The sequence below is a fragment of the Polyangiaceae bacterium genome, assembly GCA_020633235.1.
Classification (GTDB): Bacteria; Myxococcota_A; Polyangia; order Polyangiales; family Polyangiaceae; genus JACKEA01.
Map to the genome: position 1 here is coordinate 2,339,378 of JACKEA010000001.1, position 17,422 is coordinate 2,356,799.

General features: G+C 65.7%; 6 protein-coding genes. All 6 read left to right on the forward strand.

All coding sequences use genetic code 11. The annotated features are described in order from the left end of the window. The first annotated feature begins 16 nt into the window (after positions 1–16). The 6 genes from H6717_10380 to H6717_10405 are packed head-to-tail and all read left to right on the forward strand — an operon-like array spanning position 17 to position 17,409. Positions 17–4,129 carry a protein kinase gene (locus tag H6717_10380; GenBank protein MCB9577416.1) on the forward strand — a complete coding sequence of 1,371 codons (4,113 nt, stop codon included), beginning with the start codon at positions 17–19 and terminating at the stop codon, positions 4,127–4,129. After that, entirely contained in the window at positions 4,130–7,777 is a 3,648-nt protein-coding gene (gene pglX, locus H6717_10385) for a BREX-2 system adenine-specific DNA-methyltransferase PglX (GenBank protein ID MCB9577417.1), read from the forward strand. Continuing rightward, on the forward strand, positions 7,774–11,334 hold the full coding sequence (locus tag H6717_10390) for a hypothetical protein (GenBank protein MCB9577418.1): 3,561 nt from the start codon (positions 7,774–7,776) through the stop codon (positions 11,332–11,334). Before pglX ends, H6717_10390 begins: the two co-directional genes overlap by 4 nt. Positions 11,335–11,339: 5 nt before the next feature. After that, complete coding sequence (pglZ, locus tag H6717_10395; GenBank protein MCB9577419.1) at positions 11,340–13,934, forward strand: BREX-2 system phosphatase PglZ; 2,595 nt, start codon at positions 11,340–11,342, stop codon at positions 13,932–13,934. Further along, positions 13,913–15,295 carry a BREX system ATP-binding protein BrxD gene (gene brxD, locus H6717_10400; GenBank protein ID MCB9577420.1) on the forward strand — a complete coding sequence of 461 codons (1,383 nt, stop codon included), beginning with the start codon at positions 13,913–13,915 and terminating at the stop codon, positions 15,293–15,295. The genes pglZ and brxD overlap by 22 nt, the downstream gene beginning before the upstream one ends. A 2-nt stretch (positions 15,296–15,297) precedes the next feature. Continuing rightward, positions 15,298–17,409, forward strand: coding sequence for a DEAD/DEAH box helicase (locus H6717_10405; GenBank protein ID MCB9577421.1), 2,112 nt, complete (start codon positions 15,298–15,300; stop codon positions 17,407–17,409). Positions 17,410–17,422: the final 13 nt, after the last annotated feature.

Here is a 17,422-nt window from a genome sequence, read left to right on the forward strand (position 1 = left end):
GCCGCACGGGACTTCCATGCCTGCGAAGTTCATCAAGGTTGGCGAGCCGGCACACGACGCCGAGCGACAAGCCATCAAGTTCCTGGTCGATGGGCTGGACGAGCGTTGCACGGTTTACGGCAATCCCTGGATCGTCGAGCGCAGCGGAGGGATCTACGAGCTGGACGCCGTTGTGGTCGCCCCCCACGCGCTCTTCGTGGTGGAGATCAAGGCCTACCGGGGAAGGATCCGAGGCACGGACTTCGACTGGTACGTGCCGGCGCCCGTCCGCAGCCCGCTCCGGTTGAATCGGAAGACCGCGCAGGTGTTGGCGTCCGAGCTGCGGCGCCGAAGCTTTGATGCGGGTCGACCATGGGTCGACTTTCTCGTGTTCCTGTCGCATGCGGCCGGCGTCGAGCTCCAGGGGCCACTCAGTCGGCTGCACGTCCACACCAAGCGCTCCGTTCTGGACGCAATCAGCGATCCGCATTCGGTCTACCAGCGGGCGCGCTCGGGTCCGGCGTCGCCGCCGGTCGACGACCACTGCGCCCGCACGCTGCACGAGCTGCTCACAGGCGTAGACAAGACCCTCGCTCCGCCACGACGGATCCGCGAGTACGAGCTCGAGAACGTCCTCGACACCACCGACGACTACACCGAGTACGCCGCTCGCAACACGCTGCACGACACGACTCGCACATTGCGAGTCTACACGCTCGATCCGCTGGCCGACCCGGCCCATCGGGAGCGCTTTTTGCAGCGGCGGCGCTGGGAGGCGCAGGTGCTGGCTCGCGTTGGCACGCACCCGAACGTCCTGGGTGCCGACTTGTTCTTCGAGGGCGACGACGGCGTTCGAGTCTGCGTGCCCTTCGAACACTTCGCGGGCATTTCTCTCAGATCCTGGATCCCTCAGAACGAGCGAGCGAACCGCGGAGGCGATGGCGTGCGCCGCTTGGTCTGGCTTTGGCAGAAGCTCGCCGGCGCCGTCGGCTATGCGCACGAGCAGGGCGTGGTCCATCGGATGCTGCGCCCCGACGTCGTCCTCGTCACGCCCGACGCTACCGAGCCGGATCTCCGGGTCGCCGGATTCGATTTTGCAAAACAACTCAGAGCGGGCACGTCCTTGCACCTCAGCACACCAGTCGACGACGAACGACTTCGTTGGGCTGCGCCCGAGGTCGTGCATTCGTTCTCGGACGCGGACGCTCATTCGGACCAGTTCGGTCTCGGCGCGGTTCTGGGATATATGGTCACGAACGGCCGCCCGCTGTTCGAAAGCACCTCGGCGCTGCTCAGGAGAAACGGCGTTGCGACTCGCGCCCGTGACCTGAACGCCGCCGTGCCGAGCGCGCTGGACGCTGCCATACAGCGGATGATTGGGCTGCGGCCGACGGACCGTTTCCCGACCCTGGCTGGAGCCATCGAGGCCGTTGAGGCTGCGGTGGGTTCGTCAAGACGCGCGAGCCCGGCGCCGGCGCCACGCCTCGATCCGGAAAACCTCGAGCCGGGGCAGCGGCTGGGCCCCGACTACGAGGTGCGCGAGAAGCTCGGTACCGGCGGCCTGGCCACGGTTTACTCGGCCAGGCACTTGGTGAGCGGTGCCGCACGAGCGCTCAAGGTGGCGCGCCCTGCGGAGGGCGCGGAGGATGCGCTTCGTGGTGAGCACCGCGCCCTCCTCGGCTTGGGAGAGCATCCGAACGTCGTTCGCGCGGTGGACCTGTCCTACGTGGTGCCCGAGCGGCTCACTTTGGTCATGGAGCGAGTCGAGGGCATGCCGCTCTCTCGGTGGCTGGCGGAGCATCGCGAACCGGCGCCGTCGATCTTGAGGAAGTACGCTGAGGATCTGTTGTCTGCGCTGGCGTTCCTCGAGAAGAGTGACGTCACTCACAAGGACATCAAGCCGGATAACCTGATGGTGGGTGACCGGGGATTGACGCTCATCGACTTCTCGCTGGCCGGACACTCCAACGATGCGCCCTTCATCGGCACCGCGCTCTACAAAGATCCGAGCTTCGAGCGTTGGAGCCATGTCTCGGACCGATACGCTGCGGCGCTGTGTCTGTTCGAGATCTACACGGGTCGACATCCCTTCAACGGACGCGCGCCCATGCCCGGCGAGCAACCCGACATTGCCGACGACGAGCTCGACGCTCCAGCACTGGCCGCCTTCTTCCGCAAGGCGTTGGACCCGATCCCCGAGCGTCGCCACCCCTCGGCGGTCGCGATGCGAGCCGCGTTGCTGGAAGCGCTTGGAAAGCCAACGTCCACACCGCCAGCGGCCGCCGAGCCGGTTCGTTCCGCGGCGGCGGCCGCGCCCTTGACCACCACCGCGCTGAGCTCGACGAGCTCTGCCATCCTTCGCAGAGCCGGCGTGCGCACGCAGGGCGAGCTGGTCGCCCTCAGCGAGTCCCAGGTCATGTCGTTGCGCGGGCTCGGGAAGAAGAAGCTGCGCGAGGTGCTAGCTGTCCGACAGTCGCTGCTGGACGCGGGCGTGCCGCCCGAGCAGTCCGTAGTGGGCGAACGTCGAGCGTTGTGGCCGACGTTGAATGGTGACCCAACGGACATCCATCGACTGCCGCTGCCCAGCGGACTCAGGGATTCCTTGGCGCAGGCCGGGTATAGAACCGTCGGGCAGCTCGCGGACGCCACTCGGGAGGAGCTCTCTGCGCTGGAGGGTGTGAGCGCTGGCCGAATCAGCCAGGTCGTTCAAGTTCTGCACGACTTCTCAGAGGGTGGCTCGGGAGGAGGACCGCCTCCGGCGACGCTGACGGAACTCTGGGCACGCGCCTCGCAGCCGCTCAGCGCACGTGAGCGCGAAGTGGTCGAGGGGCTGTTCGGTTTTCATGCTGCGCCACTGGTGCAGACGGAGCTCGCGGAGAGCCTGGGTGTGCTGCAGAGCGAAGTCAGTCGCACCAAGGATCGAGCCCTCGATCGTTTGGAGATGCGCGAGCTCGAGGAAGCGCTCGACAACATCGAACGGCACCTCAGCGCCGACGGTGGCGTGCTGACTCTTGGCGACGCCGCGCGTGCGCTGACTGAAAACATGATCGAGCTTCTTCCGGAGGACGATGCGCTGGCGCGCGGCTTGACCCGCCTTCTCGTCAGCTTGCAGCAGGTCCGAATGCGTTGGATCGCTGATCTCGATGACGGAAGTTTAGAGCTGGTGGTCCGGCCCGCGTTCGATCGGGAGGTGCTCAAGTCCTTCTTGGAGACAGCGCGGCAGATAGCCGCGTGGCCACCGGCGCAGCCAGATGCCGCCCGGCGCTCGCTTCGGCCGCTCTTGCCTGAGTACGAGCACGACGTGGTGGCGCTGGTGGCGCGCCTGCTGTTCGACGTGGCGCTGACGGATGGGGGCGAACTGTTTGAGGCTCCCGTCGCTGGCGCCGAGGCCATCGCCTACGTGCTGACGCGTCGGCGCCTGCCCATGACCGTCACCGAGCTGGAGGAGCACGTGCGTCAGAGCTTCGGCGAGCACGTCGTATTCCCGATGGCAGACGAGCTCGCCAGGATCATCGCGGCACTCGGCGACTACCGGCTCGAGGGAGAGTCCCTGCTGCCCGCTGCGGCGCATGCGATCGAGGCCCCGGAAGCCGCGCGCGATCCGGTTCCGGACGACCTGCGCGCTCCGGATCGAACCCCCGAGCAAGTCCTGGTCGCCCGACTGAGGGATGCGGCCGAACGACGGGAATGGCGCCTGCTCGTCACGCCCCCTGAGCATCACGCGGACTACGGGTGCAGCGTGGCTGCCGCCATTCCCAATGCGGAGTACATCAGCTTTGAGCAGCGGCTGCTCGAGCGCATGGAGCCGAGTTTCGCCGACTTCGAAAGCGCGCTTCGTATGAAGGCGCGCCGCCGGAAACTGACGCGGGCGGCGGAAGCGTTGCTCGAGGAGTTGCTGCGCGAAAGAGGGCGACCCGACTGCCGCACCGTTCTTGGCGACACGGCGCTGCTCCAGATGTGCGACGCGGCGCACCTGGTGCGCGCGCTGTACGACGAAACACAGGGTGGGCAGCGCGGTTTCTGGGCGTTCGTGATCCCTGGGGTGATCCAGGAACGGCAGCCGCTGCTGAACGAGAAGGATCCGGTGTTTCATCTTCCCGGTGCGACGCTGCCGCTCTCGGGCCCACTTCCGCCGCTGAGTGAGGGCTGAATGGAACCAGCGAAACGCACCGAGTTGACCCAAGGACTGGCCGCGCTCGTGGCCGAGATGGCGGCGGCTATCCGCCCGCGCATGGTCGAGCGCGGCGGCGTGCGGGAGCGGGCTCTGAAGCTTCATGCGGACGAGCACGTGGGTGAGGACTTCGAGGTCTGGACGGATCTGCTGGCGCGTCGCGCGGCTGTGCTTTGGGTCCTCAAGAGCGTGTACGTGAGAGTGCTCGAAGACCGCGGACTGCTTCGACCGCGGCGGATCGTCGACTCCGATTCGCCCGAGCTCTTCGCTCGGCTCGCTCCGAACCTGGGCGACACGGCGTACCTCGGCTGGGTGTATCGCGACTTGGCGGCGGAGGAGGGCGGCCTGCCGGAGCTGTTCGCACCCCAGGCCGCCGAAGTCGCGGCGATTCCGGATGCGCTCTCGCGAAAGCTATTGGAGTTTTGGCGTGCGAGAGACCCGGAAACCGGCGACCTTCACTACCGATTTGACGAGGAGCTTTTCGATGGGCGGTTGATGGGCGACCTCTACGAAGATCTCGACCCCGTGGTGAAAGCGCGTTTCGCACTGCGGCAGACGCCGGACTTCATCTTGGACTTCATTCTCGACCAGACGCTCACGCCGGCGATCGAAGAGTTCGGGATCGAGACCGTTCGCGTCCTCGATCCAGCGTGTGGCTCGGGGCACTTCCTGTTGGCCGCCTTCAAGCGGATGGTCGCTGGAATGCAGACGAAGCATCCCGAGCGGACGCTTCCTGAAGTCGTGGGTGATTGTCTGGCGCGGGTCGTGGGCATCGATCTCAACGACTACGCCTGCGCCCTGGCGCGCGCGCGGTTGGTGATGACGGCCCTGGAGCTGCTTGGCGAGAAAGACTTTGCGGTGGCAAGTCGGCTGCACCCGCAAGTGTTCTGGGCGGATGCGCTGGAGCAAATCGAGCTGGATGACGCGCAAGGGCAGATGTTTGCCGCCGGCAAGCCGTTTGCTGCTCTCACGCAAAGCGAGGTACGGGCGAAGCTGCGACCTCTGTTGGAGGACAAGTTCCACGCCATCGTAGCCAACCCACCGTTCATCACGGAGAAGGACGCGGCACGGAAGGCGTACCACCGAGAAAAGGTCGGCCATGGGAAAAAGAAGCGCCAGCGATACGTGTCGGCGTATCGAACGTACTCTCTGGGCGCTCCGTTCACCGAGCGCATGCTCGATCTGACTATCGAAAACGGTTTCGTGGGCGAGATCACAGCGAACTCGTTCATGAAGCGGGAGTTTGGAAAGGCACTGGTGCACGATGTCCTGCCTCGACATCGCCTGACGAAAGTAGTGGATACGGCAGGCGCTCACATCCCGGGGCATGCAACGCCGACGGTCATTCTGTTCGCCCGCCGACAGCCGTCTGGCACGGACCCGGTGCCCGTGGTGATGGGAAAGCGAGGTGAACCCGGGAAACCCGCCGTACCCGCTGAAGGCAACGTCTGGCGTTCCATCCTTGCCGGGCACGATAGGCTCGGTTTCGAGAACGAATTTGTTTCGGTCGCCCCGGTTGAACGCTCCGTCCTTGCCAAACACTCGTGGAGCATCGGTGGCGGCGGTGCAGCGGAGCTGAAGGAAGCAATCCGCGACAATCGCGTCACAGTGATTTCCGTGGCGGAACCGCCCATCGGTCGAGGGGCGAGAACAGGAAACGACGACGTCTTCTCGCTCCCTGCGTTCGTTGCGTGCCGGTATCACGCCCCGGACTGGAGGTGGTTGTTGAAGGGTGAGGATGTACGAGACTGGGCTGCCCACCCGCTGGACAAGGTGTGGTTCCCGTATGATCCTGCCGCCGATTTCGCCAGGCTGCCCCCCTCCAGGGTAGTGCAGGGACTGCTGAGACTGTGGCCATTCCGTACGACGCTTGCCGCGCGGGCGACATTTCAAGGTGTCATGCTGGATGCTGGACTGGAGTGGTACGAGTACATGCAGTACACCGCAGCGGCCAACCGAACCCCACTCTCCATCGCGTTCGCGTTCAAGGCAACGCACAACCACTTTGTTCTGGACCGCGGCGGCAGGGTGTTCAATAGGCACGCGCCCGTCATCAAGCTGACTCGGGGGGCGACCGAAATCGAGCACCTATGCCTTCTCGCCCAGCTCAACAGTTCGACAGCCTGCTTCTGGCTGAAGCAAACATGCCAGCCAACCGGCGTTGGTGGCATTGGCGGCGGCATTGGTGACGAGGGATGGGAACCGCGTTTCGAGCATGATGGCGCGAAGGTTGGCGCTTTTCCGCTGGCGGCGCCTCGCGACGCGACGCTCGAGTCCTTCGCTGCTCGGCTGGACGCGCTCGCGCACCAGCGCGTCGAACGCTCTGCGCGTGCGGTGATTAATGCCAAAGCCGCGGCGGGCGCAGCGGCCCTCCGCTCTGCCTTGGAAGCCCGCCGAGAAGAAGACCTGGCAGACCTTCGGCAGATGGTCGGCCTGCAAGAAGAGCTCGATTGGCTCTGCTACCGCCTGTATGGAATCGACCCTGAGGCGCCCCAGGGGGAGATCCGCGCCGCGGACCAAGTGCTGCCGCTCACGCCAGGCGAACGGGCCTTCGAAATCACACTCGCGCAAGAGGACGCTCAGCGTCGCGAGGCCATTGCGAACGGTGAAGAGCCCGACGAACAGCCCACGGCATGGTTCGAGCGACACGGTTGGCAACCCATTGCGGACGCGAACAGCATTCCCGCAGAGTGGCGTGACGTCACGCGCGCCCGCCTCGAGCGAACCGAAGCCTCCCGGGAGCTCGGTCTGGTAGAGCAAGCGACCTACAAACGGCGCTGGTACTGCCCCGACCACGCGAAGGAAGAACAACAGGCCCTGGCTGAGTGGTTCGCCGACCGCGTCGAGGACGAGGCCAAGACGTACACGCGCCCCTTCACCGCTCGGGAGCTGACCGTCAAGTTGCAGGACGACGCCGCGGTGGCAGCGGTCGCCGAGCTGCTCAGCGGCTCTGGCAGCTTCGATCTCGAGCGGATGGTGGCGAGCACGCTGTGGTCCGAGTCCGTGCCGAACGTGAAGCACCACGTCTACAAGCCGAAAGGGCTCACCGTGCGTGCAGCATGGGAGAAGACCTGGCTGCTTCAGCACGAGGAAGATGCCTGGGAAGCCCAGCAGGCCAGACACAAAGCAGATCCAGAGCACCAGCCGGCGCCACCCAGGCCGCGCCCGCAGCCCGCGCCGGCACCGAAGTACGGTTCCGGTGACTTCCTCCGCGCAGAGTACTGGAAGCACCGCGGCAAGCTCGACGTCCCCAAGGAGCGGTTCATCGCGTTCACCGAGGTGCCGAGCGCAGAGCAGCCGCTCTACGGCTGGGTCGGGTGGACGGCGACGCAGCGGGCAAAGGCGTTGCTCGAGCTGGACGAACGAGCCGAAGCAACGGGTGCGAAGCTCGAGGAGCGGTACGGGCTGCTCTGGGGCGTGCAGTTCCTCTTGCCCTATGTGGCCTGGGATGACGAGGGGGCTGCGGCCGAGTTCCGAGCCATCCTGTGCGACGTTGTCGGCGCCGACGGCGTGACCGAGGCGCTGCTCGCTGCCTGGGCCGAGCACCATCCCCCGCCAAAACCGCCGCCTGCTGTCGCGGTGGCGAAGAGCAAGAGCCCGGCGGCTCCAAGGAAAGCCAAGCGATGAGTCCGACAATCACAGACGTTTTCGATCTGCCGGCGAAAGAGGACATCGGTGCGCTCCGCTACGTAGTTCGTCTGACCGACGAGAAAGACCCAAAAGCGCTCGCAGATCTCGTGCGCGACTACGTGCTGACGCCCACGGTCCGAAAGGAGCTGCCAGTCGTCATGGACCGGCTGCGACACGCCCACGAGCGCGGCGAGGAAGAGGGGCGCTTCGTGCATGGCAGCTTCGGCTCGGGCAAGAGCCACTTCATGGCCTATCTCGGGCTGCTGCTCGAGAACCACGACGTTGGATGGGCCAAGCCGGATCCGCTGATCGAAGAGCTGGAAAAGAAGCATCGCGATTGGATTCGCGGCGCCAACGTCCTGGTCGTGCGCTTGCACATGCTCACCATGGCGCACGGTGGTGCTGGGTTCGACCGTGCGGTGTACGCAGCTTTCAACCAGGCCCTGGCTCGTCACGGCAAGCCCGCGTTCGAGTTCCTGGACGTCGAGCGCGTGATCGCGGAAGCCCGCCGCGAGGCCCAGAGCTACGGGGAGACGTTCTGGAAGCGACTGCGCGAGGCCGAGGTCGTGGACGGACCGTCCGCGTTCGACGAGCTCGCAACGGGGGGGCCCGAGGAGCGAGAAGATCTCGCGCGCGCGTACCTCGAATGGAAAGGGCGGGACGTCGAAAGCGCCGGTATCGATCCGAACTGGGCCGATGGGCTCCAGCGCCTAGCACAGCACGCGCGAGCGCAGGGCTTCGGCGGCGTCGTGTTCCTGATAGACGAGCTCTTGCTGTGGCTGAGCGAGAAGAATGCGCCGGAATTCAAGCAAGCCATCAATCAGCTCAACGTGATGGTCGATCACACGGACCGCAGGCGTGACGTGCCTTTGTTCGTCTTTGTGGCCCGTCAGCGCCACATCAAGGAGTTCTTTCCGGACCTGGTCGACGAAGACCAGCTGTACTCGCACTTGGACCACCACTCGAAACGCTTCGAAGTGACGGAGCTGGAGGACGTGGAGCTCCGACACATCTGCAAGGAGCGCGTTCTCAAGAAGAAAGACCCGGTCGCGCTCGGCACCGTCTTGGACGGGCTCGCGCAGCGGCACGAAAAGATCCTGCCGGATGTGCTGCAAAAGGCTGATGTCGCTTACTTGCGGGACGTCTATCCGTTTCATCCGGCGTTGATCGAAATGCTGATCGACGTCTCGGCCCTCATGCAGCGCGAGCGTACTGCGCTGAGGCTGCTCTACGAGCTACTCGTCGTCCACTATCCGAACCTGCCTCTCGGAGATCTGTTGCCGGTCGGTAGCGCGTTCGAGGCGGTGTTTCCGGAGAGCGGCGTCGTGGCGGCGCGGCGGCAAGAGGACCTCAGCGCCATCCACCGGCTGTACTACCAGCGCTTCCAACCAGCCATGCAGACGATGCTGAAGGAAGGGGGCGATTTCGACGAAGCACGACGACGCGTGCTCGACCAGCTCGTGAAGACTGCGCTTTTGGCCGAAATCTCTCCTCGCCTCCGGGGGTCCGCCGGTCTGACGGTCGAGCGCCTGGTGCGACTGAATGACGCGGATGTCGAAGGTCACACGGAGCGGGGCAAGGTTTCGAAGGCAGTTCAAGATCTCATCGCGCTGAGCCAGAAGGTCCCGTCACTCCAGGTCGTTGGTAGCGGCGGTACGGCGGTGGTGAGCGTCGCCGTGCAGCGCGCTGACATTTCCGAGTATCTAGGCCGCGCTCGCTCGAAAGTCGGCGTTCACCACGTCCGGCTCAAGACGTTTTTCAAGCTCTTGGCCAGTGAGCTCAAGCTGAGCGACCGGCGTTGGTTCCAGAACGGTCAACGCGACGGTGACTACGAAGTGGTTTGGCGCGGCACGACCCGCCGGGGCTCAGTCGGGCTGGTGAACATTCGCGAGCTCCCTAACTCCGGGTTCAGGCCCGACAGCGGCGACAGCTTTCGCTTGTTGATCGACTACCCCTGGGATGAGCCCGGCTTCGCGGTCGAGCACGACCGAGAACGAACCCGAACCGTCCGGAAGCGGGATGGCTCGATGGCAACGCTGTGCTGGTTGCCCCGCCATCTGACTCCTCACGAGATGGGCCTGCTCACGGATCTCTGCGCAGCGGAGTATCTGGCGAGCCAAGAGGGGCAAGCCGAGCTGCTCAAGAACTGTGCCCAGGGCGAGAGAGACCAGCTCGTCGACCAAGCGCTCAAACGAGTCGACATGCTTCAAGGTCGAATTCGGGACTTGCTGCGTGAGGTCTACAAGGACGACGGGGAAGCCCTGTCACTGCTAGGCGAGCAGACGCCTACGATCCCGGAGCCCGAGCTGCACAAGAACCTGGCGCGTTTTGCCGAGGGGCTGCTGGATCGACTGCACCCGACGCACCCGCGATTCCCGTCCGAGCCGCGCCCGGCAGAGCTCCAGGTGCTCGCGGACTGGCTGGTCACGGCAGCGGAGAGCCCGGATGCAACGGCATCCTTCGACGACTCGAACGAGAAGATCTTGCGCAATCTGGGAGGCCCGCTCGAGTTGGTGGACTTGGGCCAGACCCGCGCGTCGCTCCGGCGAGACACTCGCTATGTTCGAGACGTCTTGGATCGAGCCACGACCGAGAGCGTGATCTGGGACGACATCGATCGGCACCTTGCCGAGCAGCATGGGTTGACGGTGCCGGTGCGCAACCTGTTCTTGGTGTTCCTCGCGCGCGCCTACAGCTATCGGGTGCTACGCAGCGGAACACGGGAGGTCGTGGACGTCGTCTTGGACGGCCGCGCAAAGACCGGCTTGACGCTGGCGCGCGCTCCAGTGCTCGAACCCGCCAAATGGAGCCGGTTGCGCGAGCTCGTCCCCAGCCTGAAGTTGGGCGACGCGGCACCGCTTCACCGTACCCTTGGCGAGCAGGACCGCTACAGCGAGGCGCTCAAGTTGGCGGGCGCAAATCGACGTGGCCTGTTGAGCGGGCTCCACAAGCGGATTTTTGGCTTGGCCCCCGAGGCGACTCGGCGCCTCGGCGAGCTCAAGGAAGCGCTCCGGCGCCTCGCACCATTGGAGCAGGCGGAGACCGACTCCTGCCGCCGGCTCAATGACCTCTTGGAGCTCTGGCCTGACGAGGGAAGCGACCCAATCCGTCGGGTTGTCGCGGACGCACAACAGATGGAGGACGCACTGAGCGCGCTCGACGAGACCTCGCGTGGGCACCTGGAGCGAGCCAAACAACATCCCGTGCTCGCCGACGCCGTTCAAGCGCACCTGAGCGCGCTCACGACACTCCTGGAAGAGCCGGAGCAGGAGCGAAAGCTGACGCGGGAAGCGATCCAAGCGTGGAACGGTCATGCGCAGGAGCTGGTCGGTCGCCTTGTCGAGCAGCCCGCGGTTCCGCAACCGCCGCCGCCGGCCCCACCGGTGATCGAGCCCCCTTCGCCGCCGCCGGAGACCCACGTGTGGAGGCGTGAGAACGTCGTGCTCGGCGACCCCGCAGCAGTGGACGGCGTGGTTACTGAGGTGCGAGCGGAGCTCGAGCGGCTCGGCACCGGGGTCGCTGACATCGAGGTCCACGTGAGAAAGCGAGACTAGAGCGCGTGCAGGCCGATCTTCTCCTCAGGAAGCTGCTCGAGGGCGCTGGAGGCGTAGCTGCGGGTCAGTACGTGCTCGCGCTAGAGCCGGAAGGCCTGGACGGGGAGCTTCCGTCCGCCATCGGCGTGGGCACCGTGAGCGTGAACGTTCACCGCACCCGCAGCGAGCTCGGGTTGCGCAGGGTGCTCTGGAAGAGTCGCGGCGCACCGTTCGTCGCGCTGTTGCCGGAGGAGATTGCGCGAGCGCTGCCCCCTGATCTGATCCGACGAGCGAAGGCGGCGCGGGTTCATGCCCTGGATCCGAACGATGTGCTGGCGGCAGTTCTCCAGACACCGGTGACCGGCACGGATGACCCGGAGCTACTGGACCTCGCGCTCAGTCACCTCTCCGAGCTCCGCGCCGCGGTGTCGCAGCGAACGGTGCCGACGGTCATCGACCGACGCATGCTGGACGAGCTCTTGTTGGACGTGTGTGTCGGGCAGCGAGTGCGCAAGACCAGTCCCGGCGACTTGCTTGCCAGCTGGTTGTCGCGCCCGCCCGACCCAAGTCCGGCCGTGCGCCACCTGTTGGAGCGCAATCTCCCGATCCTGCACGCGGTTGCCGGGCGGGTCTTGGCGTGGGCGCTTCGTTCCCCGTCTCGTCTCACGGCGTTGGTCGAACGCGGCATCCTGCTCGAAATCGAGGCGGATCTACCGCCCGCGGTGTGGGGAGAGCTCGATCAAGCGCGTGGCGATCCGGATCTGAGGCTGGCCGAGCCGGTTCTTCGCACGACCATCGTGCAGCTCGCCCGCGAGGCCATCGAGGCGATGGCCGATCAAGCGGCCCCGTACTTCGACGCTGCGGCGAGTTTGGGCGCCAAGCTGTTGGCGCCGAGTGTCCTCGCGCAGAGCACCCTCTTGCCGTTGGGTCTCGACACGCGGTGCTACGAAGTCGCCGAGCGTGCGGCGCGAGGGGAGCCGATCCCCGAGACCGAGCTCGTCTGGATCTCGTCTCACCGCGCGGCCAGGATGAAGGATCGTGAAATTCGCGTGCTGCGAGAGCTAGCGCGGCTTTCTCGTTGGCTGGCGACGCCAGAGATCACACCGACCGACGTGGCTGCGTACGTGGAGCGCTATCAGTTGGACGCTGCCTTCGCCGATCTGTCCGCAGCGCGCCTGCGTCGGGCGGCGGCCGCAACGGCGGAGTACCGCGCTCAAGCGGACAAGATTCTCGTTACCTGGCGGTCACGGAGGGACCGCGAGAATCGAGGCTGGGCCGAGTTGCTGGCGCAAGGGTACGTGCGTGCTCTTCACGCTCCGGGCGTGGTGCCGCTCCATCGAATGTGGCGGGAGGGCGAGCTCGCCGACTCGCTCCGCGACAAGAAGCCGCTGTATGTCATCGTTCTGGACGGCTGCAGCTATCCGGTATTTCTCGCGCTGCTCCGCGAGCTGGCGCAGATCGGCGGCGGAATTGGCCTGTCGCTGGGGTCGGACGAACGCGCTCGAGGAATTCCTGCGCTCTCGCCCTTGCCGACGATTACGAGTCACGCGCGCGGAGCGCTCTTCTTGGGCGAGCTTCCCAACGACCCATGGATCGGCGAAGTCGAGTGGCGGGAGCAGGGCGAGCGCAAGACCGACCCCGGTCGCTTCCGACAAAACAAGGCCCTGGCTGGCCACTCGGCCCAGCTCTTCCTGAAGGGGGATCTCTCGGATGGTGGAAGCTCCCTGCTTGCTGCGTTGGCAGATCGCAGCAAGGAGGTCGTTGCTGCAGTGTTCAACGCCGTGGACGATCAGATCGGCTCTTCCAATACCGGTGCTGAGCTTCGTGTGAGCCCGACAGAGGTTCATGGGCTGGTGCCGAGCTTGGAAACGGCGTTCAAGCACGGCCGCCGGGTGCTGTTCACGGCAGATCACGGCCATTCCCCGTTCTGCGGCAAGGATCTGCGGGTCGGCGACGGCAAAACCCCTCGCTGGATGAAGGTCGAAAGCGGCCAGGCGTTGCCGGACGGCTTTGTCGCCATCGCCGACGACGGCCTGGGCGGACAAGCGGGGCCCAAGGCTTTTGCCTGGAAGGTCGGGGCGTATCGCGGGCCGCCTCAGGTGGGTTTCCACGGTGGCTGCTCGCTGGAAGAGATGGTCGTCCCGCTGGCCTGGTTGGTTCCCGGTGGCGTGCCGGCGACCGAACCGACTTGGTGGTACGGCGGAGCTGAGCCGGGCCGATCGAAGTTGCCGCCACCTCCCGACGACACGCCGACCCCGCCCGCGTCTCAGGCGGGCCGCCCCGCGAAGAAGCCGCGAACCAAGCCCGGCCAATACGATCTCTTCGACGCGCGTCGCACCGAAGCGGCCGTGAGCGCTCTGGATGTGCCGCTCGGCTTGCCCGAGCCGGTCATGGCTCAGCTCGACGTCTCGGAGCGGGCGGCACTCGTCACGCTGAAAAAGAATGGGCGCGCTCGCGTCACCGAGCTCGAAAAAGCGCTGCAACGTCCCCGCGCGCGCATCCCAGGCTTCATGCGTCAGCTTCAGCGGAAGCTTCACAAGCTCAAGGCGCGGTGCTTCGACGAGCAAGTGCTCCCGAGCGGCGAGCAGCAATATGTTTGGTGCGGATCGGAGGACTCGTGAGCAACGCCGAAGCTCAGGAAATCGTTGCCGCGTTGCGGTCGGGGTTGGTTCCCCGCTCCGGCTTGCACCACTTCGCCACAGGGCTCGACGCCTTGATGAGCGTGGTCGCCGAAGAGCTGGATTTCGTCTCGAAGGCCGGCGGCCGCGGGGGATCGAAGTTCATTCGGGGCGACTACGGCAGTGGCAAGACCTTTGCCACCAGGCTCCTGTGTACGCATGCCCGACAGCGCGGCTTCGCAACCAGCGAAGTGCAGATCAGCATCAACGACACTCCGCTTCACCACCTCGAGACGGTGTATCGGCGCTTGGTCGAGCGATTGACGACAGATGCCGACGGCGAGGGAGCGTTTGCTGCCGTTGTGGACGCCTGGCTCTACGAGATCGGCGAAGAGGTGACGCGCTTGCAGGGGCTGGGCGAAACCGATCCTGGTTTTGCCGAGGCGGTCGAGAAGCGCCTCGAGGACAAGCTGGCCGAGCTCAGCGCCAAAAACCCAGCCTTCTCGCAGGTGTTGCGCGCGTATCACCGAGCCCTCGGGAGCGGAGACTTCGGGCTGGCGCAGGGCCTTTTGGGTTGGCTCAGTGGCCAACCGCACGTCGATCGCTCGGTGACGTCGAAGGCCGGGATCAAGGGCGGAGTTGACGGACAGGCGGCACTGACCTTCCTGCGCGGAGTATTGCTGCTCTTGCGCCAGTCCGGACACGCAGGCCTGGTGGTCGTGCTCGACGAGGTCGAGACGATTCAGCGCATGCCGGCCCAGACTCGCGAGAAATCACTGAATGCGCTGCGACAGCTCATGGACATGCTCGGCAACAATGAGCTGCCCGGCTTCTACCTCGTGGTCACGGGGACGCCGGAGTTTTTCGATGGCTACAAGGGAGTCAAGAGTCAGCCAGCGCTCTATCAGCGGGTGGCAGTGCGGTTCGGCGACGAGCCACGCCACGACAATCTGCGGGCGCCCCAGGTGCGACTTGCGCCCTTTGACACGGGGAGGCTGCTCGAAGTGGGCCGCCGCGTCCGCTCGCTGTTCCCCGCCCACGAGCCGGAGCGAGTCTCGACGACGATTGACGACGCCTTTCTGTCGGCCTTGGTCGATCAGGTGACGGCCGGATTCGGTGGTAAAGTGACCGTCACCCCGCGCTTGTTCCTTCGGGAGCTGGTGGACGTGCTCGATCGCGTCGACCTCCACGCCGACTACGATCCACGCAAGGACTACCGGCTCGAAATCGACGAAGCGGCTCTTCGGCCCGAGGAATTGGCGGCCCGACGCGGCGAACCCGTGCCGGACGAGGAAGAGTTGCCGAACGGCGAACCGGCCGGCGACGAAGCTCCTGCCGGCAAGCGCAAGCGGTTAGACGGCTGACCATGAGCAGCTTCCATCGTCTTCACCCGCAGCTCCGACACGCCATCGTGCACGAGCTGGGTTGGCGAGAGCTCCGACCCGTCCAGGAGCTCGCGACAGAGGCGATCCTCGACGGCGCGAATGTGGTGGTCCTCGCACCTACGGCCGGGGGCAAGACGGAGGCGAGTGTCTTCCCGCTTGTGTCACGGATCCTCACCGACGAAACCCGCCCCGTTGCGGCCTTGTATGTGTGTCCGATCCGCGCGCTCTTGAACAATCAGGAGCTGCGGATCCAGGCCTACGCGCGGATGGTGGGTTTGGATGCGTTCAAGTGGCACGGCGATGTTTCCGCCGCAGCCAAGCGCCGTTTCAAGCAGTCACCGGCGCACCTCGTGATGATCACCCCGGAGTCCCTGGAGGTGCTGCTCATGGGCTCGGCGGAAGACGCGCGGCGGCTATTCGTTGAGCTGTCCGCGGTCGTCATTGACGAGATCCACGCCTTCGCCGACGACGATCGCGGAGCTCATCTGGTCAGCATCCTGGAGCGTCTGACAAAGTTCTGCGGCCGCGACCTGCAGCGCATCGGACTTTCTGCCACCGTTGGAAACCCCGACGAAATCGGCAGTTGGCTACGCGGCTCGAGCGAACGCCCGTACCGCCGCGTCGATCCGCCGCGCGGCCCGGCTGAGCGGGATCTGGCGGTGGAGCTCTACGAGAACGCCGACGCGGTGGCTCGCGAGGCTGCGCGCCTCGCGTTGGGGAAGAAGAGCCTCGTCTTCGTCGAGTCCCGAGGTCAGGCCGAGCGCGTCGCGGATGCGATGGGGGGCCAAGGCGTTGACGTGTTCGTCCACCACAGCGCCGTGAGTCGGGCTGACCGGGAGCTCGCCGAGCGCCAATTCACCGAAGGCCAAAACACGGCCATCGTATGCACGAGCACGATGGAGCTCGGCATCGACGTCGGCGACCTGGACTTGGTGCTGCAAGTCGACGCACCGTCGAGCGTGGCGAGCCTGCTCCAGCGCATGGGCCGCACGGGCCGTCGCGCCGGGACTCGATCCAACTGCACGTTCCTGTGTCAGACCCCAGAGACCCTGCTCGAAGCGCTGGCCCTGCTCGAGCTCGCCGAGCGAGGCTGGGTCGAAGACGTGCGCCCTGTGAGCCGAGCCGCCCACGTACTGGCGCATCAGACCTTGGCGCTCAGCCTGCAGCAGAACGGCATCTCCTCGCATCGGATCCGGGAGTGGGTGGGGGCCGCGTTTCCATTCAGGGCGCTGTCCGACTCCGAGGTCGATCAGCTCATCGCAACAATGAAGGAGCGGCAGATCCTCCACGAAGCGGAGGGCCTGCTCTCGCTGGGGCTCGAGGGCGAACGGCTCTACGGGCGACAACACTTCTTCGAGCTGTACGCCGTGTTCTCCACACCGCGTCTTCTCAGAGTCGCTCACGGCATCCAGGACATCGGAACAGTCCAAGCGTCGTTCCTTCGGCTCGCCTTCGAGCGCGGACAAGAGATGTGCTTCCGGCTCGCCGGGCGCGCCTGGCAAGTGGGCGACATCGACTGGACGCGGGGCATTTGCCGGGTCGTGCCGGCTCCGCGAGGTCGTGTCCCGACCTGGCTGGGATCTCCATCGGCTGGCTCTGGCGAGCTCAGCGCGGAGGTGAAGCGCTTGCTTCGCTCGGAGCATCAGCCGCTCTGGGTTGGTCCGGTTGGCAGCCGTGAGCTCGCGCTGCTTCGCGAGAGTTACGCGGGTCTCGTGGAGGACGGCGAGGCACCGGTCGAGATGCTGGAAGACGGCGCCACTTGGCACACGTTTGCCGGCGGCGCGATCAACGCGCTCCTCGCCAAGGGAATGGAGGAGCACGGCGCGGGCAAATGGGTCGCCGGTAATCTTTCGCTCCGCCGCCGCGAGCCGATCGCCGCGGCTGAAGTTGGTGCCGTCATGGAACGACTGCATGAAGTGGACTGGCAGGATCTCGCGCTGCGCACGGCACGCGACGTGCCCAACGTATCCGTGAGCAAGTTCCAGCCCTGTTTGCCTGACAGGCTGGAAGCGGAGCTGCTCGCGAGTCGGATTTTTGATGTGGACGGACTGAAACGTTGGTTTGGGCGGCACAAGGTGCCGGTTGCGGGGTGACCCCGGGGGACGA

Bases quoted from the DNA above. Each gene is read 5' to 3' on its own strand.
- pglX (MCB9577417.1), top strand. From the start codon at position 4,130: ATGGAACCAGCGAAACGCACCGAGTTGACCCAAGGACTGGCCGCGCTC.
- H6717_10390 (MCB9577418.1), top strand. From the start codon at position 7,774: ATGAGTCCGACAATCACAGACGTTTTCGATCTGCCGGCGAAAGAGGAC.
- H6717_10380 (MCB9577416.1), top strand. From the start codon at position 17: ATGCCTGCGAAGTTCATCAAGGTTGGCGAGCCGGCACACGACGCCGAG.
- H6717_10405 (MCB9577421.1), top strand. From the start codon at position 15,298: ATGAGCAGCTTCCATCGTCTTCACCCGCAGCTCCGACACGCCATCGTG.